The sequence below is a fragment of the Ornithinimicrobium cavernae genome, assembly GCF_003121625.1.
Lineage (GTDB): Bacteria > Actinomycetota > Actinomycetes > Actinomycetales > Dermatophilaceae > Ornithinicoccus > Ornithinicoccus cavernae.
In genome coordinates, this window is sequence record NZ_QDDJ01000006.1 from 79,864 (window position 1) to 102,923 (window position 23,060).

The window sequence follows — 23,060 nt, forward strand, 5'->3', positions numbered from 1 at the left end:
ACGACCCGCGCACGATGCGCGAGAGAGAGGTTTCATGATGTCTGCAGCACCGGCTCCGCAGGGGGTGGGCTCGTCCGTCGAGCTCATGATCGGCGGGATGACCTGCGCCTCGTGCGCCATGCGGGTCGAGAAGAAGCTCAACAAGCTGGACGGCGTCACCGCGTCCGTGAACTATGCCACCGAGAAGGCCCAGGTCACTGTGCCCGAGGGGACGGATGTCGCGGCGCTGATCGCCGAGGTCGAGAAGACCGGCTACACCGCTGCCCTGCCCCGGGCCGAGGAGTCGGCCACGCACGAGGACCAGGACGGTGAGGACCCGGAGCTGACGGCGCTGCGGCACCGCTTGATCGGCGCGGTGGCGCTGTCCGTGCCGGTCATCGCGATGTCGATGGTCCCGGCCCTGCAGTTCACCAACTGGCAGTGGGCCTCCCTGACCCTGACCGCACCCGTCGTGGTGTGGGCGGCGTGGCCGTTCCACCGTGCGGCGTGGACCAACCTGCGCCACGGCGCGGCGACCATGGACACGCTGATCTCGGTCGGCACGTCGGCGGCGTTCCTCTGGTCGCTGTACGCGCTGTTCCTCGGCACGGCCGGGGTCCCGGGGATGACGCACCCGTTCGAGCTGACCGTCGCACCCACCGACGGTGCGGCCAACATCTACCTGGAGGTCGCTGCCGGGGTGACGATGTTCATCCTGGCCGGACGCTACTTCGAGAAGCGGTCCAAGCGCCAGGCCGGGGCGGCGCTGCGTGCGCTGCTGGAGCTGGGCGCCAAGGACGTGGCGGTGCTCCGCGACGGTGTCGAGACCCGCGTGCCGACTGCCGAGCTGGCGGTGGGTGACGAGTTCGTCGTCCGTCCCGGCGAGAAGATCGCCACCGACGGCGTCATCACCTCCGGCAGCTCGGCGGTGGACGCCTCCATGCTCACCGGCGAGTCGGTGCCCGTCGAGGTCACCGAGGGTGATCCGGTCACCGGCGCCACCACCAACGCGGGCGGTCGACTGGTCGTGCGGGCGACCCGGGTCGGCTCCGACACCCAGCTGGCCCAGATGGCCAGGCTGGTCGAGGAGGCGCAGTCCGGCAAGGCCGAGATCCAGCGCCTGGCCGACCGGGTCTCCGGGGTCTTCGTGCCGATCGCGATCGCGATCGCCGTGGCCGCCCTGGGCGCGTGGATCGGTGCCGGCTTTCCGCTGAGCGCCGCCTTCACCGCCGCGGTCGCGGTGCTGATCATCGCCTGCCCCTGCGCCCTGGGGCTGGCCACCCCCACCGCCCTCCTGGTCGGCACCGGGCGGGGCGCCCAGCTGGGCATCCTCATCAAGGGCCCGGAGGTCCTGGAGTCCACCCGCAAGGTGGACACCGTGGTGCTGGACAAGACCGGCACCGTGACCACCGGCAAGATGGCCCTCACCGACGTCATCACCGGCCCCGGCGTGGACCGGGCCGAGCTGCTGCGCCTGGCCGGCGCGCTGGAGGACGCCTCCGAGCACCCCATCGCCCAGGCCATCGCCAAGGGCGCGGTCCAGGAGGTCGGCACCCTGCCGGCACCCGAGGACTTCACGAATGTCGAGGGCCAGGGCGTCCAGGGCATCGTCGACGGCCACGCGGTCCTCGTGGGCCGGGAGTCGCTGCTGGCCGACTGGTCCCAGCACCTCACCCCGGAGCTGGCGGTCGCCAAGGCCGACGCCGAGGCGCAGGGCAAGACCGCGGTCGCTGTGGGCTGGGACGGGGTGGCCCGCGGGGTGCTGGTCGTGGCCGACACGCTCAAGCCCACCAGCGCCCAGGCGATCCGCCAGCTCAAGGACCTGGGCCTGACCCCGATCCTGCTCACCGGCGACAACAGGACCGTCGCCGAGCAGATCGCCGCCGAGGTCGGCATCGAGCAGGTCGTCGCCGAGGTCCTGCCCCAGGACAAGGTCGAGGTCGTCACCGGGCTCCAGGCGCAGGGCAAGGTCGTCGCGATGGTCGGCGACGGGGTCAACGACGCCGCCGCACTCGCCCAGGCCGACCTCGGCCTGGCCATGGGCACCGGCACGGACGTGGCTATCCAGGCCGCCGACCTCACCCTGGTCCGTGGTGACCTGCGCAGCGCCGCCGACGCGATCCGCCTGTCCCGCAGGACCCTGGGCACCATCAGGACCAACCTGTTCTGGGCCTTCGCCTACAACACGGCCGCGATCCCGCTGGCTGCCCTGGGCCTGCTCAACCCCATGCTCGCCGGTGCGGCGATGGCGTTCTCGAGCGTCTTCGTCGTCGGCAACAGCCTGCGACTGCGGTCCTTCCGGAGCCGGGCCGACGCCCCGGTGACCCGCTGACACCACTCGAGACCACACCAGCAAGGAGCACACCATGACCACCATGACGACCCCGCCGGAGTCCACCGTCGACCCGCACACGGGTCACGGCTACATCACCGACAAGGCGCGCTACCTGGCGCGGCTGAAGCGGATCGAGGGCCAGGCCCGCGGCCTCCACCGGATGGTCGACGAGGAGCAGTACTGCATCGACATCCTCACCCAGGTCAGCGCGCTCACCAACGCGCTGCAGGGGGTGGCCCTCGGCCTGCTCGACGACCACCTGAAGCACTGTGTCGTGGATGCCGCCCGGGCCGGCGGACCGGCCGGGGAGGACAAGCTCAGAGAGGCCTCGGACGCCATCGCCCGGCTGGTCCGCTCCTAGCAGGTCCGCACGGCCTCACCCCGTGCCAGGCACGGGGTGAGGCCGTCACCCGCTGTAGCCGCGGGGGTTGCCCTGCTGCCAGCGCCAGGTGTCGGCACACATGTCCTCGACGGTGTGCTCGGCACGCCAGCCGAGCTCCGCCTGCGCCCGCGAGGGGTCGGCATACGAGGCGGCGACGTCGCCGGGACGGCGGGCCACCACGTCATACGGCACCGGCCTGCCGGAGGCCTGCTCGAAGGCGGCGACCAGCTCCAGCACGCTGGTGCCGCGCCCCGTCCCCAGGTTCCACACCGACAGCGGCTCGTCGGTGACCGCCAGCCTCTCCAGCGCCGCCAGGTGCCCGCGGGCGAGGTCGACCACGTGGATGTAGTCCCGGACGCCGGTGCCGTCGGGGGTGTCGTAGTCGTCACCGAACACCTGGAGCCGCTCGCGCCGGCCCACAGCGACCTGCGCGATGAACGGCATCAGGTTGTTGGGGATCCCGGCCGGGTCCTCCCCGATCCGCCCGGACGCGTGCGCGCCGACCGGGTTGAAGTACCGCAGCAGCGCGATCCGCCACCTCGGGTCGGCGGCGGCCACGTCGCGCAGGATCTGCTCGATCATCACCTTCGTCCAGCCGTAGGGGTTGGTCCCCGACGTCGGCAGGTCCTCGGTCATCGGGACGGGCGCGTCCCCGCCGTAGACGGTGGCGGAGGAGGAGAAGACGAGGCGGTGCACGGCATACTCCTGCATCGCCCGGACCAGGGAGATGGTGCCGCCGAGGTTGTTGTCGTAGTACTCCAGCGGTTGCTCGACGCTCTCCCCGACGGCCTTCTTGCCGGCGAAGTGGATGACCGCGTCGAAGTGGTGGTTGGCGAACACCTTGAGCAGGCCGTCGTGGTCGCGCAGGTCGAGCTCGTGCACGACGAGGTCGTCCTGGTGGGTGAGCTCCCGCACCCGGTCGACCGCCGCGGGCACCGCATTGCTGAAGTCGTCCACGACGACGACGTCGTGGCTGGTCGCGAGCTCGACGATCGTGTGGGAGCCGATGAAGCCGGCGCCGCCGGTGACCAGGACCTGCTGTCTCATGACCCGATCCTGTCAGGTGCGTGAGGACGCGGACAAGGTCGAGCTCCCGTTGACCACATGGCCGTCGTGCAGCTCGACGAGCCGGTCCGCGCGCTCCATCAGGATCGGGTCGTGCGTGGACACCACGGCGGCGATGCCGCGCTCGTGGGTCAGCTCGGAGAGCAGGTCCATGATCGTGGCGGCGGTGTCGGAGTCGAGCTGACCGGTGGGCTCGTCCGCGATGAGGATCTGCGGGTCGCCCACCAGGGCGCGGGCGATGCCGACCCGCTGCTGCTGACCGCCGGAGAGCTCATAGGGGCGCTGCGTGCCGTGCTTGCCCAGCGACACCTGGTCCAGCGCCCGGGCCACCCGCTCGGAGCGCTCGGCGACGGGGGTGTTCTTGAGCCGCAGCGCGACCTCGACGTTCTCGGCCGCGGACAGCACCGGCACGAGCCCGAAGCTCTGGAAGATGTGCCCGACCATCTCCCGGCGCACGGAGAGCACGTCGTTCTCCCGCAACTCGGAGAGCACGCGTCCGTCGCCGAGCAGGACCCTGCCGGTCGTCGGCCGGTCCAGGCCGCCGAGGATGTTGAGCAGCGTGGTCTTGCCGGAGCCGGACGGCCCTCGCACGACCGTGAGCTCGCCGGGGTGCACCTCGACGTCCACGTCGACGAGCGCGTGCACCTGCGCCGCGCCCCTGCCGAAGGTGCGGGAGACCTGCTCGGCCCTGATCAGGTAGCTCACCGGTCCACCTCCGGTCGGCGGAACGCGGCGTCCGGGTCGTCCTCGGCCGGTGGCCGGTGCCCCATCGCGGTGGCACCGCCAGAGCCGGTATGCCGAGGGGCCGGCTTCTCCTCGACCCGGTCGGTGGGTGCGGGGTTGGCGGACGGCTCGCCGGGGGGTGTGGGGTCGGACTGTGCGTCCTGGTGGTGCGGCTCGGGCTCGACCGGGCGGTTGCGCTCGGCGTCCGGCCAGACACCCACGTGGTCGGGTTCCAGCTCCAGGCGGACGCGGTCGCGCAGCCCCAGCTCGGTGACGTAGCCGCTGGGCAGCTGCATCCGTCCGGCGCGGTCGATCACGGTGTACTCCTGCGCGACCAGGTGCTCCACGCCGTGCTCGTCGACCTCGGTGTGCCGCAGCACCTCGGTCGAGGTGCGGCCGTCCCGGATCTGGACGGTGCGGCGGACGTGGTCGGCGATGGTCGGGTCGTGGGTCACGATGAGGACGGTGACGCCGAGCTGCTCGGAGGCCTCCCGCATCGCGTCCAGCACGACGGCGGACATGGCGTCGTCCAGCTCACCCGTCGGCTCGTCGGCGAGCAGCACGGCCGGGTTGTTGGCGACCGCCGTCGCGATCGCCACGCGCTGCTGCTGACCGCCGGACATCTCCGCGGGACGGCGCCCGCTGACGTCGGAGACGCCGAGCAGCTCGAGCAGCTCCCCGACCCGCTCGCGCTTCTCGCGCGCGTTGCTGATCAGCAGGGGGAGCGCGACGTTCTCGGCAGCGGTGAGGAACGGCATCAGGTTGCGGGAGGTCTGCTGCCAGACGAAGCCGACCGTGTGCCGCTGGTAGTGCACGCGCTGCGCCCGCGACATGGACCCCAGGTTGACGCCCGCGACAGTGGCCCGGCCGCCGGTCGGCCGGTCCAGCCCCGAGAGGATGTTGAGCAGCGTGGACTTCCCGGAGCCGGAGGCGCCCACGAGGGCGACCACGTCGCCCGGTTCCACGCGCAGGTTGAGGCCCTGCAGCGCCTGGATCTCCACCCCCTCGGTCGAGTAGATGCGGACCAGGTCCTCGCACAGGATGTCCGGACCGCCGTGGTCGCGGGCCGCTGCGCTCCGCGGCGCGGTCCGGGTGGCGTTCTGGGTGGTCGTCATGCTGACTCCTTCATCTCAGGTGCCTACCTCTCCTCGCCCCGGCGGAGCTGGTTGACCAGGTCGGCCCGGCCGGACAGTGCTGCCGAGACCGCGATCGCCACGGCGACCGTCCCCAGGATGCCCAGGACCACCGGCCCCAGGACCGTCCAGTCGAGCGCCAGGGCGGGCTGCGTGCTGCCGCCGGTCAGGCCGGTCAGGTCGATCGCCCGCAGCAGCAGCCAGGGCACGATCACGCCGAGGGCCGCGCCCACGGCGAACGCCATGGCCACCAGCGGTCCCAGCTCCCAGGCCGTGAGGGCACGGGCCTGCCGCTGGCTCAGGCCCAGCGTGCGGAGGACCGCGAACAGCGACGTGCGGACCGAGGCGCCCATGAGCTGCACGAACAGGACGGCGAGCACGGTCAGCACCGTGGTCGCCAGGACGGCGGCCGCAAAGAACCAGAGCATGGTGCCGGTGACGGGGGCCTGCTGGAAGGTCGCGAGCTCCTTCTGCGGGGTCTCCGCCAGGGCGTTGGGGATGGCCCCGTTGAGGGCGGTCACCAGCTCCTCGACCTGCCCGGGGTTGCTCGCCGCCACCAGCGCCACCTCGCCGGAGGGCACCGAGCCGCCACCGGCCTCCCAGGCCGCGCGGTCCACCACGAGGAACTCGCCGCGGGTGCGGACCCCCGGGAGGTCATCGACGTGGCCGACCACCTCGACCGCCCCGAAGCCCTCGAGCGAGGCGGTGCCGGAGTCGCCGGCCAGCGCGCCCCCGGTGAGCACCGACGTGGTCGAGGGGTCCGCGAAGAGCGCTCCGGGCAGCGGGTCCAGTGGGGTGTCGGCCCATACCTCCGGCAGGGTGCTGTCGACGATGTAGACCGAGAGGCCACGTGCCGAGACGTCGCCGGACAGGTCCATGGTCTGGGACGCGGCCCGGACCGCGGCGACCTCCTTGACACCGTCGACCGCGCGCACCGTCGCCAGGTCCTCCTCGGTCCAGGAGGGCCCGGACAGGCGCACATCTGCCCCCGCTGTCCGCCAGACGGCCGACTCCGCACCGGTGCTGATCGTGGAGGCCAGGACGGAGGAGAGCACAGCCACGGACACCCCGAGGATCACGGCCAGGGCGGGGACCACCCCACCGGCCGGGTCGCGCACGGCGCGGGCGGCACCCAGGAAGTTCGTGAGCCCCGGACGCCGGCGGAACACCGCCATCAGGGCGTGCACCGGAGCGGGGTACAGCCGCAGCGTGAGCACGCAGGCAGCCAGTGCGAGCAGCACCGGTGTCCCCGCCATCAGCACGTCGACGCCCGTGTCGACCTGGACCGCAGAGACGGTCTCCGCCGCCTCGCCGGAGGCAGCCGGCACCTCGGCGACCCCCGTGAGCCCACGGTCGAACAGGCGCCAGAGAGCGAGCCCCGCCAGGGCCAGCACGACGACCTCCACGAGCACGCGCACCCGGCCGGCACCCTTGCTGCGGAGGTCCCGTCGGCTGCTCCGGGTGGCGGTGCTCGTCGTCAGGGCGAGCAGCGCGGCAGGGGCCAGTCCGATCAGGGCCACCGGCACCCACTCGGTCCAGCCGCTGGCAGGGAGGTCGACCAGTCCGGCCGCGTAGTGCCCGATGACCGCCGCGGGGACACCCATGGCCAGGCCCTCCAGGGCCATGACCCCGCGCACCTGCCCCGGTGACCCGCCGCGTGCCGTCGCCAGGGCCAGGGCCGGCTGTCGGCGGGAGACGATGAGGCGTGACGCCAGCGCGAAGACGGCGAGGGCGACCCCGATCGGCCCGGCCGCGACCACCGCCAGGATGGAGGCGGTGGCCCGTTGCTGCTGGGAGAGTGCCTCGAAGGTGCTCAGGATCTCGGTGCCGAAGGTCGTCTGGACCGGCGGGAGGGACAGCTCGATGTCGGGGCTGTTGAAGGTGGTGTCCCACCCCTCGGGGCCCTCGGGGACCCGCAGGTCCTGCTGGGTGGCGCTCAGCTGGATGAGCTGGGCGGTGACCACGTCCACCTGGTTGCCCGGAACGGCGCTGCCGTCCAGCGGATAGAACAGGTGCATGTTGTTGTTGGTGATGGGTCCGGTCGAGCCGGGACTGGCCGGGGGCAGGTATGCCGTCACGTAGGCGTGCAGGCCGCTGTCGCCGGAGAAGATCTCACCGACCGAGATGGAGTTGGGCATGTGCGCCCACCGGGGCGCCTCAGGGTCCTTCGGTGTGAACGTGCCGGTGACCAGCAGGTCCTCGAACGCGTCACCCGCCTCGAGGTTGAGCCGGGTGGCGGCCTCCTCGAGCAGCAGCACCTGCACGGGGCCGCTGGCGGTGCCGTCGGCGATGCTGTCGGCGGGCAGCTGCGGGCTCTCGTTGAGGACGACCTCCGGCCAGGTGCCGGAGACCAGGTCGACGTGCTCCTCCAGCTGGGGGTCGACGCGCTGCTGGATGTGCACCCGGGCGAACTCGGTGCCGTCCGGCGGCACGAGTGGGGTGTCGTTCTTGCCCAGCTCGACGAAGAAGTCCCCCTCCTGCAGCATCGAGCGCAGCGGCTCCGGCTGGGCCTGCCGGCTCCGCTCCAGGCCCTCGATGAGGGAGCCCCAGGTGTCCTCCGCGCTGGTGTACGCACGGTTCGGCTCGGGCACGATCGTGGCGGACCAGAACGCCGTGAGGTCCCGCTGCTGTGCCGAGAGCGCCTCGACCCGGTAGGGCACCTGGCGTCCGTTCATGTCGAGGATATAGCGGGGCCACAGGGTCGAGGCCAGGGCGACGAGCGCCACGAGCAGGGCCAGCAGGAGGGAGGGCCAGGGGTCGGCCAGGAACTGTCTCAGGATGACCCTGGCGCGGCCCGGCACGTGGGTCTGCGAGTGGCGGCTCACCGGATCTCCTCCCGGTACTCGGTGTCGAGCGCCTGGCCGCGGACCGTCGCGTAGAGCACCGCGAGCAGCAGCACGAGCGTGGCGAGCAGGGCTCCGAGCAGCGCAGCCCAGAGCGGGACCTCCAGGGCCAGCGGGGCCGGCAGCTCGGCCTGACCGGCCAGGGTGGTGCTGCGGGCCAGCTCGGGCACCACCAGCCAGCCGACGAGCCAACCTGCCAGGAGCCCCAGGCCGATCGAGGCGAGCACCACCGAGAACAGCTCGGCCGTCCGTGCCCGGGCCTGGCCTCCCGGTGTCATCCCCAGGGCGCGGAGGACCGAGACCTCGGCGCGGCGCACCCGGAGCAGGTTGGCCGCGACCGCCCCGATGCCGGTGACCGCGAGGAGCACCGCTCCCGCGGCGGCGACCCAGAAGACCAGCCGGACGGCGCTGGCGGCGTCCGTCACCGACACGTCGCCGGGACCGGAGGCGGAGGCGATGCCGGGGAGCTCGCGCACCCGCTCCAGCGCCGCGTCGGGGTCGCTGCTCGACGCCCACACCTGCGTCGGCGCGCCCAGCGTCTCGCCGGTGCGCGAGAGGTGTCCGCTCAGGGCGGCGGTGTCGATGAGGACACTGTGCGGGGCCGTGGAGCCGGGCACGGCGGTCACGATGGCCGCGACCTCGGCCGGGATGTTGCGCCCGAGGGCCTGCACCGTGATCGGCATCCCCACCTCGAAGTTGCCCGTCGCGGCGAGCGAGTGGGTGATCGCGACGGGGACACCGGGCCCGGCCGGGGCGGCGACCGCGTCGTCGGGCTCCTCGCCGTCGGTGTCGGCGGTGGTGCCACCTGTGGGTTGCTCCGGAGCAGCGGTCGTGGCGCCGGGCGCAGGTGCCGACCCGGTCTCCAGTCCCGGCGCGCGCAGCTGCACCACCCCGACGGCCTCGTTGCGGAAGGTGGTGGTGTCCTCGCGCCCCGTGGTGCCGGTCAGCACCAGCCCGTCCTGGCCACCGCCCGCGAGGGTGCCGGTGGTGGGCGAGGGCGTGTCCTGCTCGACCGGCCACTCGCCCGGGATCGGCGTCACCCACGCGCCCAGGGCGTCGTCGGCCATCAGGTTGGTGCCGCTGTCGCTGTCGCCGCTCGTGGTCAGCCCGGTGACCGCTGCCTCGTAGTCGTAGAAGCGGCCGGTCTGGGGCAGGCCCAGGTCGATGCCCACGAGGCTCCGCCCGGGGGCGGCCGCCACCGGCACCGGCACGGTCACGCGGGTCGTGGAGGGGCTGGCACTCACCTGGGGGACGCCAGGGGGTTCGCTCAGCCCGACGTCGAACTCGAACGGCATGGCGGGGGTGTCCACCCGCAGCAGGGTGCTGCTCGGCTCGTCCCAGAACCACAGGACGGCAGTCAGCTCCTTGGCCTGGGTGAACTCCCGCAGCTCGAGTGCCGCCTGGTCCTCCGCGAGCTGGTCGGCAAACTCGACGAAGTCCGGGTCGGAGGGGTCGCCGCCCCCGCCCTCGAGGGTCTGCTGCCTCGTGAACTCATAGGTGTGGTCGACCGCGGCCTGCAGGTCCTCCGGCGGAGCGACCGTGAGCTCCACCGTGAGCTCCAGCCCGGTTGCCCCCGCAGGCAGGGCGATCGTGGCCTCGGGCTGTGCCGGCCCGCGGAGGGCCGCGGTCACCTCGGGCACGTCGAGCACCCCGTCGGGCACGCTGACGGCGTGACCGAGCTGGTCGATCGGCAGCACGGTGGAGGACACGATGGTGCTGCCGACGCGGCCGTCGGACAGCCACACGGGGGCGCTGGCGTCGATGCCGTCGGTCCCGGCCAGGGTGGGCACGGCGGGCAGCATGGTCTGGGACACGGGTGCCGGGGCCACGGTCGCCCGGAGGTCCGCGCCGCGACCGAGGGCGGAGATGCCCTCGCGCAGCTGGGCGGAGGTGCCGGCATACAGCCCCGACGCGGTGGTCGCACCGACCGCGAGGACGGTGAGGACGACCGGGACGGCATAGACCACGATGCGGCGGGAGACCTGGGCCGAGACCAGGTGGGTGAGCAGCCCACGGGAGCTGCGGCTGCTGGCCTCGACGAGGCGGCCCACCGGGCCCAGGACCGTCGTGGCCAGCAGGGCGGCCGCCGCGAGCAGCAGAGCCGGGGCCGCACCGGCGACCAGGTCGGTGCGCAGCGTGCCGTCGGGGTTGGTGACCAGCGGCGACCCGTAGCGGCTCAGCTGCCACCAGGAGATGGCTGCCGCGCCGAGGGTGAGGACCATGGTGCCCAGGGCCGCCACGGTCCGGGTCCGTCCCGACCGGTCGGTGGCCGTGCGCGCGGAGAGGGAGCGCACCTGCAGCACCGCGACGACCACGAGGGCGGCCAGCACGGCGACACCGGCTGCGATCCCCGTGCGGACCACGATCCCGGTCTGGAGCTCGCCGGCCGGCACCAGCTGCATGACTCCCAGCGCGGCCAGGGTGCCGAGCGCGGCGGCGAGCACGGCGACGGCGACGGACTCGATGACCGACCAGGTCAGGAGCTGACCGCGCGAGGCGCCGCGCGCGACCATCAGCTCCACCTCGCCGGCCCGGGCCTCGGCCTGCAACCGGGCGATCTGCACGATCGCGATCAGGCTGACCAGGAGCAGCAGGGTGACCGGCACGAGGTTGAGTGCGCGGGCGGTGGCCAGGTTCCGGGAGGCGGCAGAGGCGGTGGGCGCCAGGTCACCCTCGACGGTCACGCCACGGACCTCGACCTCAGGGGTGCGCAGGGAGCTGTCCAGGGCACCGGCGACCGCGGCGAGGCGGGGCATGTCCGCGGGCAGGACACGCTCCGCGTCGGGCTGGACGGTGAACCGCACGAACGGGGTGTCACCGAAGCTGGTGGTGGCTGCCTCTGGAACGACCAGCGGACCGGTCTCGGAGTCGGAGCTGCCGGCCTCGATGAGCGGGTCTCCGAACCAGAAGGCCTCCCGCGCGTCGACCGGACGCCAGACCGCCGTGATCTCGACCGTGGCGCCGCTGACGTCCAGCCGGTCGCCCACGCCGACCTCCCACTGGGCGGCGGCGCCCTCGTGCAGGGCCCCCTGCACGGGAGCGCTGTCCCCGGGCTCGGGCCAGGTGCCCTCGACCACCTCGATGCGGTCGGTGAAGTCGGGGTCCTGCGGGGACAGGGCCGGGCCGGCCATCACGATGAGCCGACCCTCGTGGTCGGCGACCGCTCGCGGCTCGGAGACCACCGTGCGCTGCACGTGCACCTCGGTCGGTGCGAACTCCTCGCGGATGATCCGTTCAGCGGCAGCGGCCTGTGCGCCGGGGTCCTCCGCGAGCCTGGTCTGCACCCGGATGCCGGCCTCGGTCGGGTCCGGAGCGCTCAGGGCCTGCCGCGCCGCGGTCGTGGCCGCCGCCTCGGAGTAGCCCAGTGTGCCGGCGATGATGGCCGTGGTCCCGGCCGCGAGGACGAGGATGGTGAGCAGCAGTCCGAGGCCGGCGCGGGCGCGCTTGACCACCAGGGCGAGCACGCCCATCCGTTCCCCTCTCCTGCGACCGTGCAGAACTCCCGGACCGACCCCTGGTCCTCGGGAGACCATCGCACGCACACGCGGGCGTGGCAATCAATTTCCCCAAGCGTTGCCAATTCGTGATCCCCTGCGTTGCCTGCTCCTGCTCACCGCCCGCGACGAGTCCAGCGGCTAGGTCAGCGGAGCGGGAGCGACCGGGAGCGGCCACGGAACTCGGCGACCAGGGTGCCGTCGTCCTCACGGGTCACGGTGACGTCGGTGAGGCCGTTGCGCCCGTAGGTGGCGCGCTCCCGTGCGGTGGCCACCAGCACGTCGCCGAGACGGGCGGCGGCGACGAACGTGATGTCGCACGCCGCGGCGACGGTCGGGGTGCCGCCCGCGTTGCAGGCCAGGGCAAAGGCCGAGTCGGCGAGGGCGAAGACGAACCCTCCGTGACACAGCGCGTGCCCGTTGACCATGGCGTCGGTCACGGTCATCCGTGCGGTCGCCCGGCCGAGACCCTCGTCGTGAGTGACGTCGACGAGCTCGATGCCCAGACCGGCCGAGGCGCGGTCGTCGGCCCACATGGCGCGCACGTGCTCGAGGTCGCCCACAGGCGTCACCAGGTCGTGACCATGCCCTGCGGCGTGAGCCGGGGCTGCGGTCGGGTCACGTGCAGGGCGCGCTCACTCACCCAGTGCTCACCGAGGACGTCCTCGGGCACCCGGTCCAGGCCCACGCGGAGGGCCCGCTCCAGGGTCCTGGTCCGCCAGATCTCCAGGCCCTGCGCCCCGCCCCACGCCGGCAGCGTGCGCACCACCCGGACCTCCTCGGAGAGCAGTCCCAGGCCGGCGGACAGACTGCCCTGCCCGAGGACGACGCCGGGCGGGACCACCACGGTGAACGGGCTGGGGAAGCCGCTCGCCACGTCCCGGCGGTCGGCGGTGACCTCCACCCGCGACTCCGCCGCGACGTAGTCGTGCCACCAGCTGGGCAGGCCGCCGTCGTCGACGACCGTCACGGCCAGGTCGGTCACGTCGCTGGCCAGGACCGAGTCGACCGTCAGGAGCAGCCGCTCGGCCTGCCACTCCTGCGTCAGGTCGGTGCCGGTCACGTCGATGACGGCCCGCACCATCGGCACGCTCCAGCGACGGCCGGTGTTCTGCGTGCGGAACATCGGCACCGGCAGGTGGTTGGCCGCGAGCCCGAGACGTTCCTTCTTGATCTCGCCACCGCGGCTGGCGAAGTTGCGCGAGCCCTGGTGCCACGAGCGGGCCTGCTCCTCCGGGACGATGACGCAGCCGGAGGTGAACGCGCGGTAGCCGAACTCGGTGTCGACGATCCCCCGCAGCCCGAAGGAGGCGAAGCCGCCGCAGCGGTCGTAGGCGGCGCGCCGCAGGGAGACCGTCGCCCCCACCACCGCGAGGAAGGCGTCGTCGACGTCGTGGGTGAGGTTGTCCTGGTCCCGGATCAGGTCCTCCTGCCACGCGTGCGTGCCCTGCCGGCGGCCCTCCACGAGGGCGGCCACCCCGGTGCCTGAGGCACCGGCCGCGGCGATCGACTCCGGGGTCAGGTCGTCCACGGCAACGAACCACTTGTGACCCAGCACCACCGCGTGGTCGCACACGTGGTGCCACCGGGCGTGCGCCTCGACGTGCCGGGGGTCGGCGAGCATGTCGGAGTCGAGGAAGAGCACGATGTCCGAGTCGCTCGCCAGGGCCCCGGCGTGGCGCGCGGCGCCGGACCCGTGTGACTGGGCCTCGTCCCGGCGCACGACACGCGTCCCCGCAGGCGCCAGGTCGGGCAGGACCAGCGGCGGCTCGGAGGAGTCGTCCACCACCACGACCTCGAGCAGGTCGGCCGGGTAGGTCTGGTGGACGAGGGCAGCCAGGGTGCGGTCCAGCTCGGTCTGGTTGTCGCGGGCCGGGAGGACGACGCAGACGCTGTCGGTGGGTGTCCACTCCCCGAGCGCGGGCACCGGCAGACTGGTCCAGCGCTGACCCTCGACCGTCGTCTCCTGCATGCTCTTCTCCACTGTCTCGTCGGTCGGGCCGTGGCAACTCTAACCGCCGGGGATGGCAGGATCGCGGGGTGGAGTTCCTCGTCCTCAACAGCAGCATCCTGTCGCCGCGCGGCTTCCGGCCGCGCGTCAGCGGACCCCGCGAGGGCCAGCAGGTCGCACCCCGGCGCCTGTGGGGGACCGACGACGTCGCCGCGCTCCGCGAGGCCCCGTTCGTCCGGGTGACACCGGACGGCGAGCCCGGTGAGCGGCAGGTCCGGCCCGTCCTGGAGACAGTGGTCGCGCTCGCGCTGGCCGGCGTCCCGGTGACCGGGGACGGCCTCCCGGGGCCGGTCCGCGAGCGGCTGGACCCCACCCTCCTGGAGGTCATGGACCGGATCGGTCCCGACAGTGTCAGCGACGCGGGCGAGCGTGAGCTGGCCTCGCTGGCCCTGCGCCGTCGGGCGTGGCAGGTCGCGGGTTACCGGCCGCCCCCCACCCCGGTGCCCCCCACCGTCCTGGTCCTGCTCCCCGACGGTGACCTCCCGGCATACCTCCTGCAGGACCTCGCCGCCCAGGAGACGACCGGTCTGACGGTGCGCCGGCGCGCGGTCTCCGCGGAGGACGAGGAGGAGGTCCTCCGCGAGGAGCGGGCCACGGGCGCCGTCTATGTGACCCGGATGGATCCGGGGCTGCGCTACGGGCCGCACCACCTGGCCGACCTGGTGCACGCCCTGGCCCACAGCGGTGCCCGGGTGGCGCTGAGCCCCCCGCGGTTCCTGCCGTGGCGGCACGGCGCCTGGCTCGAGGACGGGTCGGGCGCGACGGAGGCCCCGGCGGGGAGCGGCCTGCCCGGTGGGTCACTCTGGTATGCCGTTGACGGCGCCACCGAGCCGGTGGCCGGGGAGCAGGGGTATGCCGTGCACGGCGCCAACGCGGTCCCGGCCGGTGAGCCGGACGAGACGGCAGTGACGGGGCCGGCCCCGCTGCGGCTGCACCGGAGCCTGCCGCGGGTCCTCGCCTGGCTCGGGGCGGACGACAGCTTCCCGGCGGCGGCCCCGGGGCCGGTCGCCCCGTCCTACTTCGCGCTGCCCCGCAGCGGCGACCCGGTCCGTGCCCGCAGCTCGGTCACGGCCTCGGACAGCTGAGCCGCCCGCGCGTCGAAGGTGTGCTCCGTGCGGATGCGGGCGCCCAGCGCCCGCCGGGCCTCGGCCCGCTCGGGTGACTCGGTCAGCTGAGCGGCCACCAGCTCGGCCAGGTCCGTGCCCTCACCGAAGGTGAGGACCACGTCACCGAACACCTCCTCCACCTCGGGGAGGTAGTCACTGATCACCCGCGCGTCGCAGGCCGCGAGGTCGAACAGCCGGTTGGACAAGATGCCCAGGTCGCGCATGTCGTCCCAGTGGTCGTTGAGGACGACGCCGGCCGCGCAGTAGACGCCCGGCAGCTCCTCGTTGGGGATGTACGGAGCCTGCCAGGCACCCTCCGGCAGCAGCCCCTCCCAGCGCAGCCCGTAGACGGCGGGCACGATCCCGCTGTCGAGCGCGGCGGCCACGCTCGGGCGCAGGCCCCGGGCGTTGGCGACGGCCAGCACCTGGTGGGCCCGGCGGCGGTCCGGCTCCACCGGGTGGAACCGGTGGTGGTCGGTGCACTGCAGCATCGGCAGGACCGGGCGCCCCAGCCGCTGGGTCATCGCCCCGCACCAGCGAGGGGAGGCGCCGAACACCAGGTCGTAGTCGGACAGCTCACCGGCGGTGACCCGGTCGGGGTGGCTGATCACCCAGGACACGTTGGTGTGGCCCGGGTTCACCTCGTAGACGGAGACGCCCCGCATCTGCAGGACCACGTCGTCCAGGACGCTGCTGGGGCGGTACCACTCGCCCTTGCAGTCGATGCTGACCTCGTGGCCGAGACGCTCCAGGGAGGCCTTCAACGATCTCGCGAAGTGCCAGTCACCCCAGTTGGTGCGGCGCTCGACGGTCGGCGGGCCGATCTTGATCGCCCAGCGCAGCGGCCGTTCCGGGCGGTCGTGCACCAGCAGCGGCTGGGGGGCGACCTGCGTGTTGCGGGCGCGGTCGAAGCCGAGCAGCCGGTAGTGGGGCAGCACCGCCTCCGGCGCGAGGGTGGGGCTGCCGACCTGCCGCCAGCGCTCCCGGTCCCGCCGCTGGTTGTCGCGCGCACGCCCCAGGGCGCTGGCGCTGCGCACCTCGGCAGGGTCCACCCGCCAGGCGACCGTGCTGCCGGTCGCGCACCCAGCGGTGCCACCGGTGTGGTCGGTGACCCGCAGCGACAGGTCGCCGCCGTAGACGTCGTCGCGCAGCAACGGGTCGAAGCCGTCGACCGCCAGGAAGTCCTCCGCCCGCACGGCGAGGGCCGCTGCGCTCGCCGCGACCACGGTGCGCTCGCCGTCCAGCTCGGGAGCGTCGCCGGAGAAGCCGGACCAGGGCAGGTACCAGGACCCGTTGTCCAGGAAGTCGAGGCCCGCGGACCACACCGCACCACCGGAGGTGAGCACGAGCGGCTGGACGACGCTGTGCCGCTCCAGCCCGTCCCGCAGCGGCTGGTCCCAGCCCGGCTGGGCCCACACGGTCGCCGGCAGGAAGGTCAGGATCCCGCCGCGGGTCTCCGCGACACCGACGTTGCGGACCAGCTCGAGGGGCAGCGACTGGGACAGTCGTCGCACGCTGACCCCGTCGAGCAGGCCGAGCTCGGCGTGCAGCCGCACGAACTCCGCCTCGGAGGTGCGGGCGTCGAGGACGGCCACCTCGAGGCCCCCCGTCGCGGTCTCCAGCAGCTGGCGCACCGCGGTGACGACCGACTCGGCCGAGTCCGTGGGGCCGACGGCGACCACGGCACTCACCAGGCCGGGGTCGCGGTCGGCCGCGGTCTCCCGCAGGGCCGCGAGGTCGACGAGCGTGCGCTGACGCACGACGAACCGGTAGGCCATCGGTTCGAGGGTGGTGATCCGTTCCCCCTGCTCGGACCACACGTCATACTGCGTGGCCAGGACCGGCACGTGGGTGAAGTCGGTCTCGTCGGCCAGCCGGATGAACAGGTCCCAGTCCACGTTGCGCTTGAGCGTCTCGTCGAAGCCGCCGGTCGCCTCGAGCAGGGACCGTTCGTGCACCAGCACGATGCAGTCGATGTAGTTGCGCTCCCGCAGGTGCTCCCGGTCGAACGGCAGGCCGCGGTAGAGGTGGCGCCCCTGGCCGCCCTCCTCGACCAGGGCCGTCACTCCGTATGCCGCACGGTCGCCGCTGCGGACCAGGTGCCGCACCATCAGCTCGAGAAAGTCGGGGAACCAGGTGTTGTCGGAGTCGAGGTAGGCGACGTACGTCCCGCGGGCCCGCGCGAGACCCGCGTTGCGGGCGGCCGCGACGCCGCGGGCCTCCTCGTGCCGGACCACCTCGATGCGCTCGTCCCGGGCGTAGCGCTCCAGCAGCGCGGGCGTCCCGTCGCGGCTGCCGTCGTCGACGACGACGAGCTGCCAGTGCGGGTAGGTCTGGGCCAGCACCGAGTCCAGGGTGGCCCCGAGCAGGTCGGCGCGGTCCTTGGTGGGGATGACGACGCTGACCAGCGGCGGGTCGTCGGGGAGTGGTTGGCTGCGCAGGTCCGCCTTGACCGCCGCCTCGCGCTCGAGGTCGAAGTCGGGGGTGTCCCGCTCGATGTGGGTGTACCCGCGCGTCTCGCGCAGGATCTCCGCCGCGGCGCGGGCGGCCTCGAGGAAACCGCGCGGCTCGTCCCACGGGACCCCGGACGCTCCGGAGGCCGGGGTCAGCGCGCGACCTCTGGCGAGGAAGTCGGCCAGCGGACCGCCGGCCACCCGGGCCGAGCGCGGGTACGCCTCGAGGTAGGCGCCGGCGTCGAACAGGGGGTGTGGTGACCGTCCGGCGGCGGCCCCGACGGTGAGGTAGTGGGTGAAGGGGGCGGCGAGGACCGCGGCCTTCTTCTGGTCGCCCCGGGGCAGCCCGGCCAGGTAGTGCGGGGCGAGGAAGCCCGGGTGGGGGGAGAGGCCGGCCTGTTGCCCCTCGAGCAGGAAGTGCTCGAGGGCGTCCGCGACCGTGTCGGTGACCTGGCTGAGGTACCACGCCTCGTCGAACAGCCCGCTCTCCCGGACCAGGTCGGCCAGCGCCGGTGGCTCCGGGGGCAGCCAGCCCGTCGGCCGCCGCCGTGGCGTCACGGTGGCGCGGCTCTCCCGGAGCCGCTTGTTCTGCGCCTTGAGCTCCCGCAGCCGGGCATCCCGCCAGGCGATGGGTGGCAGTCGTCGCATGAACTGCTTCAGCGCCACAAGAGTGTCCTTCCCTGTCCTCGGTCCCCCGGACGATCCGCGGGCGATGGTACCCGCGCGTTCTGGCCGCGGTTCCCAGGTTGTTCCACTCACTGTCTGACCCTCAGTGTGCCGCCCTCACGCCGTGCGGGTCGGGTAGCCTCGCTGCGACATGATCAGCAGCCGACCGCGCGGCGCGCCGACAGGGGACGCGACCGCCACGCCGAAGCGCCGCCGGGACCGCGGGGGACGGCTCCGGCGGGATATCGAGGGTCTGCGGGCGGTCGCGGTGCTGATGGTCCTGCTCTACCACCTGCGCGTGCCCGGTGCCGAGGGTGGTTTCGCCGGGGTGGACGTCTTCTTCGTCATCTCCGGCTTCCTGATCACCGGCCTGATGCTGCGCGAGGTGGAGGCGAGCGGCACCCTCCGGCTCGGCCGCTTCTACGCCCGCCGCGCGCGCCGGCTGCTGCCCGCGGCGCTGCTCGTCACGGTGGCCACGCTGCTCGGCGGCGTGTGGGCACTCCCGGGCAGCCAGCTGCGCGACCTGGTGCACGACAGCATCGGCGCGACGCTCTACGTCGTCAACTGGGTGCTCTCCTCGCGGGCCGTGGACTACCTCGCCGAGGACGCGGGCGTCTCGCCGCTGCAGCACTACTGGAGCCTGTCCATCGAGGAGCAGTTCTATCTGCTGTGGCCGGTGCTGGTGCTGGTGGGTCTGGGGCTGGCGGCCCGCTCCCGGCTGGCGTGGCGGCCCACGCTGCTCGGGCTGCTCGCGCTCGTCGCGGCCGCCTCGCTGGTCTACTCCGTCCTCCTGACGGCCAGCGCGCCGGGCCAGGCCTATCTCAGCACCTTCACCCGGCTGTGGCAGCTCGCCGCCGGCGCCCTGCTGGCCTTCGCGGCCCCCGCCCTGACGCGGCTCCGCCCGTGGGCCAGTGGGCTGCTGGTGCTCGTGGGCCTGGCCGCGGTCCTGTTCACCGCGGTCGGGGTCGACGCCGCGACCGCCTGGCCCGGGTGGGCGGCCGCCGTCCCCGTCCTGGGTGCCGCCGCGGTGATCGCGGCTGGGTGCTCCGGCCGCGACACCCTCGGGGGCCGGCTGCTGTCGACGGGGCCGATGGTGTGGCTCGGCGGGCTCTCCTATGCGCTCTACCTGTGGCACTGGCCGCTCATCGTGCTGGCCGAGGCCCGCTGGGGGGAGCTGGGCGCGACCGCCCGCGCCGGGCTGGGTGTGCTGGCGGTGCTCCTGGCCTGGGTGACCAAGCACGCGGTCGAGGACCCGGTCCGGTTCCAGCGGCGGCTGGCGGCACGTCCGCTGACGAGCCTGGTCGCCGGCGGCACGGGCATGGCGCTGGTCTGCGGTCTGGCGCTCGCGGTGCTCTCGACCCGGCCGGAGCTGCAGGACCGCACCGACGCACCGGGTCCCGCCGCGCTCGTGGCGGACCCCGCGGCGCAGGAGTGGCGCCTCGTGGACGACCCGGCGCACGCCTTCACCCGTCAGGGACCACTGAGCCCGGACCCCGAGCTGGCGCCGGAGGACATCCCGCCGTACTACGGCGACGAGTGCCAGATCGCCCAGGGCGACCCGAGCCCCCGCTACGACTGCGTCTACGGCAACCCGGACTCCCCGACGGAGGTGCTGATGGTCGGCGACTCCAAGGCGGGGCAGTGGTTCTCCGCCGTGGACGCCGTGGCGGAGCAGGAGAACTGGCGACTGACGGCATACCTCAAGAGCTCCTGCCCCTTCACCGTCGCCGGCGCGGAGGAAGAGGACTGCAACGCGTTCGGCCGGACCGTCGTCGACCACGTCACGGCGCAGGAGCGACCACCGGCCCTCGTGCTGGTCTCGATGGGCGCCAACCGGGACCCCGAGCTCGAGGCCGGGGTGCGCAGCGCCCTCCAGGCCCTGCAGGAGACCGGGGCGCGGGTCGTCGTCCTCGCCGACAACCCCTACCCGCCCGGCAGTCTCTACCCGTGCGCCGCCGAGCGCCCCGCCGCCCTGCTGGAGTGCTCCTCCGAGGTGGAGCTGGCCGGTGGCGCGGAGCTGCTCGGCGCCGTCGCGGACGATCTCGACCTGACCACGATCAACCTCAACCGCTGGATCTGCCCGCTCGAGGGCACCTGCCCGGTCGCGGTCGGCGGGATCCTCATCTGGCGGCAGGGCAGTCACCTCACCGACACCTACGTCCGGGCTCTCACCCCGTTCCTCTACCGCGAGCTGAGCGCGCTCGGGCTCACCGAGCGCCCGGCCGGTGACATCGCGCTCGCCGACGTCCCCGACCGGAGTGACGGATGAGCGGGCGCACCTGGGTCGTGTGGTGCGGCCCCGCGGGGCCGGACCCCGAGCTGGCGGCCGCGCTGGGGGGCCGCACCGCCGCCGGTGACACCGTGGACGTGCGCGAGCACCGGAGTGGTTCGCGCGGGCTGCGCGCCGTCGTCGCCAGGTTGCGGGGGGCCGGACCTGCCCCGTATGCCGACAGCGCGGCGGGCAGGTCGGCTGCCGGGGAGGTGCATCTCGCCGTCGGCCTCGCCGGGTCGGACCGGGCGGACCTCGGCCGGGCCATCGGGGTCGAGGTCGTGGGGCGGGAGGAGGGTCTGGCCCTGCTGCACCAGGCCCAGCGCTGGGACGCGGTCGACCGCCCGCTGCGCCTCATGGCTGCCCGGCCGGAGCGGGAGCGGCTCAAGCCCACCGAGCTGGTGACCGCGCTGCGCGACCTGCTCCTGCCCGCCAGCGGTGCGGACCCGCGACTCGGGGCGGATCCGATGCCGCTGCGGCTCGCGCGGCTGCGCACGGTGTGCCGCCGCCTGGTCCGGCAGAACCGCTACCTGCCGGCGCGGGACCTGCTCGAGGTGGCACTGCCCGCCTGGGACCCCGACCCGGCCCTCGGTTTGCACGCCCTGGCCGCCCACGCCATCACGAGCCTGACCGGCCGCGCCGCTCCCGGTCTGGTGGAGGCTGGGGCGGCCGCGCTGGAGGGCGCCGACCGCGCACTGGCGACCGGGGACCTCGACCTCTGTGCCGAGCTCGTCGTGATCGGAGCGGGCCTGCTGCTGCACCGTGACCTGCACGCGGACTCCGAGCGGAGCCCGCTCGTCGATGACCCGGAGGTCTACCTCGCGCCGTTCCGGGGCTCGACGGCGATGGTCGCGCTGGCCGCGCCCCGGCGGGAGTCACACGTGGGCCAGAGGGACCAGCCGGAGGTGGGCCAGGAGCTGGTCGGCCGGGGGGACGAGCAGCAGGTGGAGCAGGGGGGCCAGGAGCAGGAGAGCGAGGGGATCCAGGAGCAGGGGAGCGAGGGGATCCAGGAGCAGGGGAGCGAGGGGATCCAGGAGCAGGATCCGACGGGGACCCTGCGGGTGGTGGTCCTGCCCGGTGCCTATCCCCGCTTTGCAGGACCGCTGGTGGCCGAGCTGCGGCGCCGGCCGGACCTGGAGGTGCAGGTGGTGGATCTCATTGCCACGCACGCGGCCTTCCGCTGGCTCAGCACCGAGCCCGACCTCGTGCGGCTGCGGCTCGCCGGGCCGGAGGAGCCGCCGCCCACGGATGCGTCCTGGGGCTTTGGCGTGGACCCCGCGCAGCTCAGAGCCGTCCGCGAGGCCGATGTCGTCGTCGCCGACTGGGCCGACAAGGGGGCCGTCTGGGCGAGCCTGGTGGTGCCCGCGTCGACCAGGCTGGTGGTCCGGGCCCACGGCATGGACGCCTTCTCCCTGTGGCCGCACGTGATCGACTGGTCCCGCGTGGATGCGCTGGTGGCGGTCTCGCCCCACCAGGTCGAGATCCTCGAGGACGTGCTGCGCCACGGCGCGGTCGGGCCGGCAGCGCACCCGTCCGGACAGACCGTGCCCAACATCGTCCGGCTCCCCGACGTCGCGGACCCACCGGCCCGGGACCCGCACGCGCTCGTCCTCGTCGGCTGGGCCAAGCGGGTCAAGGACCCCCTGTGGGCGGTGGAGGTCCTGGCGGGGCTGCTGGCACGCGGCGGGGACTGGCGGCTCGTGCTCGTCGGTGACGGGTTCTCGCCGGGCGGCGTCGTGACGAGTCAGGACTACGCCGCGGCCTTCGCCCGGCGTATCGAGCAGCCCGACGTGGCCGCACACATCCACCACGTGCCGCAGACCGACGACGTCGCCCGCGAGGTCGCCCGGGTCGGGTTCGTCCTGAGCTCCAGCATCCGCGAGAGCTTCCACCAGGGGCTGGTCGAGGGGGTGCTCGGCGGGGCCGTCCCGGTCGTGCGCGACTGGCCGTTCGTCGCGCGCAGGGACGGTGCGCGACGGCTCTACCCGCCCGAGTGGGTCGTGGCCGACGTCCCTGCGGCGGTCGAGCGCATCTGGGCGCTCCGCGAGGAGGCCGAGCGGGCCGACGCCGCCGCGGCCGCGCAGGCGCAGGTTGCCGCGCGGTTCGACCCGGAGGCCACGGCGACCGCGCTCGTCCGCGTGGTGCTGGGCGAGTAGCGCGGCACCGGCGCGAGTAGCGCGGGCGCTCTGCAGTTGATGTCGCATGACGTGACTTCTGCAGAGCGTTGGGCCAGGTGGGTGTGGCGCCTGGGGCGAGCGCTCAGCCGGGTCCCGTCGCGGGCGCGGCGGGGCGGCACCGGGGCGGGTAGCGCGGGCGCTCTGCAGTTGGTGTCGCATGACGTGACTTGTGCAGAGCGTTGGGCCAGGTGGGCTCTCGGCACCAGCGCGGCGGGGCGGCACCGGGGCGGGTAGCGCGGGCGCTCTGCAGTTTGTGTCGCATGACGTGACTTCTGCAGAGCGTTGGGCCAGGTGGGTGTGGCGCCTTGGCGAGCGCTCAGCCAGGTCCCGTCGCGGGCGCGGCGGGGCGGCACCGGGGCGAGTAGTAGCGCGGGCGCTCTGCAGTTGATGTCGCATGGCGTGACTTCTGCAGAGCGTTGGGCCA

The 23,060-nt window shown here is 73.6% G+C and carries 13 protein-coding genes; 5 read left to right on the forward strand and 8 right to left on the reverse strand.

Translation table 11 applies throughout. The annotated features are described in order from the left end of the window. Window positions 1-37: 37 nt before the first annotated feature. Both DA085_RS08025 and DA085_RS08030 read left to right on the forward strand, forming a co-directional pair. Window positions 38-2,311, forward strand: a complete 2,274-nt coding sequence (locus tag DA085_RS08025; RefSeq protein WP_109472445.1) for a heavy metal translocating P-type ATPase — start codon at window positions 38-40, stop codon at window positions 2,309-2,311. Window positions 2,312-2,345: 34 nt separating this feature from the next. Then, window positions 2,346-2,675 carry a metal-sensitive transcriptional regulator gene (locus tag DA085_RS08030; RefSeq protein WP_109472446.1) on the forward strand — a complete coding sequence of 110 codons (330 nt, stop codon included), beginning with the start codon at window positions 2,346-2,348 and terminating at the stop codon, window positions 2,673-2,675. Between the two features lie 45 nt (window positions 2,676-2,720). Here DA085_RS08030 and galE read toward each other — a convergent pair whose 3' ends face one another. From galE to DA085_RS08065, 7 genes are all read right to left on the reverse strand, one after another. Further along, window positions 2,721-3,743 (reverse strand): UDP-glucose 4-epimerase GalE, encoded by a 1,023-nt coding sequence (gene galE, locus DA085_RS08035; protein ID WP_109472447.1) that lies wholly within the window; start codon window positions 3,741-3,743, stop codon window positions 2,721-2,723. A gap of 12 nt (window positions 3,744-3,755) precedes the next feature. Further along, on the reverse strand, window positions 3,756-4,466 hold the full coding sequence (locus tag DA085_RS08040; protein ID WP_109472448.1) for an ABC transporter ATP-binding protein: 711 nt from the start codon (window positions 4,464-4,466) through the stop codon (window positions 3,756-3,758). Further along, window positions 4,463-5,599, reverse strand: a complete 1,137-nt coding sequence (locus tag DA085_RS08045; RefSeq protein ID WP_202619152.1) for an ATP-binding cassette domain-containing protein — start codon at window positions 5,597-5,599, stop codon at window positions 4,463-4,465. Before DA085_RS08045 ends, DA085_RS08040 begins: the two co-directional genes overlap by 4 nt. Before the next feature lie 23 nt (window positions 5,600-5,622). Continuing rightward, window positions 5,623-8,442, reverse strand: coding sequence for an FtsX-like permease family protein (locus DA085_RS08050; RefSeq protein WP_109472449.1), 2,820 nt, complete (start codon window positions 8,440-8,442; stop codon window positions 5,623-5,625). Next, window positions 8,439-11,930, reverse strand: a complete 3,492-nt coding sequence (locus DA085_RS21820) for an FtsX-like permease family protein (protein ID WP_109472450.1) — start codon at window positions 11,928-11,930, stop codon at window positions 8,439-8,441. Before DA085_RS21820 ends, DA085_RS08050 begins: the two co-directional genes overlap by 4 nt. A gap of 170 nt (window positions 11,931-12,100) precedes the next feature. Beyond that, the gene (gene paaI / locus DA085_RS08060) at window positions 12,101-12,526 is read right to left on the reverse strand and encodes a hydroxyphenylacetyl-CoA thioesterase PaaI (protein WP_237565381.1); all 426 of its coding nucleotides are present in this window, start codon (window positions 12,524-12,526) and stop codon (window positions 12,101-12,103) included. Further along, entirely contained in the window at window positions 12,523-13,926 is a 1,404-nt protein-coding gene (locus DA085_RS08065) for a glycosyltransferase family A protein (protein ID WP_109472451.1), read from the reverse strand. The genes paaI and DA085_RS08065 overlap by 4 nt, the downstream gene beginning before the upstream one ends. Window positions 13,927-13,994: 68 nt before the next feature. Here DA085_RS08065 and DA085_RS08070 point away from each other — a divergent pair, with 68 nt between their 5' ends. After that, on the forward strand, window positions 13,995-15,050 hold the full coding sequence (locus DA085_RS08070) for a hypothetical protein (protein ID WP_109472452.1): 1,056 nt from the start codon (window positions 13,995-13,997) through the stop codon (window positions 15,048-15,050). Here DA085_RS08070 and DA085_RS08075 read toward each other — a convergent pair. Next, the gene (locus DA085_RS08075; protein WP_109472453.1) at window positions 14,981-18,190 is read right to left on the reverse strand and encodes a glycosyltransferase; all 3,210 of its coding nucleotides are present in this window, start codon (window positions 18,188-18,190) and stop codon (window positions 14,981-14,983) included. The genes DA085_RS08070 and DA085_RS08075 overlap by 70 nt on opposite strands. 151 nt (window positions 18,191-18,341) lie before the next feature. Between DA085_RS08075 and DA085_RS08080 the strand changes: the two genes are divergently transcribed. Both DA085_RS08080 and DA085_RS08085 read left to right on the forward strand, forming a co-directional pair. Continuing rightward, window positions 18,342-20,459 (forward strand): acyltransferase family protein, encoded by a 2,118-nt coding sequence (locus tag DA085_RS08080; RefSeq protein WP_109472454.1) that lies wholly within the window; start codon window positions 18,342-18,344, stop codon window positions 20,457-20,459. Next, the gene (locus DA085_RS08085; protein WP_109472455.1) at window positions 20,456-22,615 is read left to right on the forward strand and encodes a glycosyltransferase family protein; all 2,160 of its coding nucleotides are present in this window, start codon (window positions 20,456-20,458) and stop codon (window positions 22,613-22,615) included. The genes DA085_RS08080 and DA085_RS08085 overlap by 4 nt, the downstream gene beginning before the upstream one ends. Window positions 22,616-23,060: the final 445 nt, after the last annotated feature.

Bases quoted from the DNA above. Each gene is read 5' to 3' on its own strand.
- DA085_RS08025 (WP_109472445.1), top strand. From the start codon at position 38: ATGTCTGCAGCACCGGCTCCGCAGGGGGTGGGCTCGTCCGTCGAGCTC.
- DA085_RS08030 (WP_109472446.1), top strand. From the start codon at position 2,346: ATGACCACCATGACGACCCCGCCGGAGTCCACCGTCGACCCGCACACG.
- galE (WP_109472447.1), bottom strand. From the start codon at position 3,743: ATGAGACAGCAGGTCCTGGTCACCGGCGGCGCCGGCTTCATCGGCTCC.
- DA085_RS08045 (WP_202619152.1), bottom strand. From the start codon at position 5,599: ATGACGACCACCCAGAACGCCACCCGGACCGCGCCGCGGAGCGCAGCG.
- DA085_RS21820 (WP_109472450.1), bottom strand. From the start codon at position 11,930: ATGGGCGTGCTCGCCCTGGTGGTCAAGCGCGCCCGCGCCGGCCTCGGA.
- DA085_RS08065 (WP_109472451.1), bottom strand. From the start codon at position 13,926: ATGCAGGAGACGACGGTCGAGGGTCAGCGCTGGACCAGTCTGCCGGTG.
- DA085_RS08080 (WP_109472454.1), top strand. From the start codon at position 18,342: ATGATCAGCAGCCGACCGCGCGGCGCGCCGACAGGGGACGCGACCGCC.
- DA085_RS08085 (WP_109472455.1), top strand. From the start codon at position 20,456: ATGAGCGGGCGCACCTGGGTCGTGTGGTGCGGCCCCGCGGGGCCGGAC.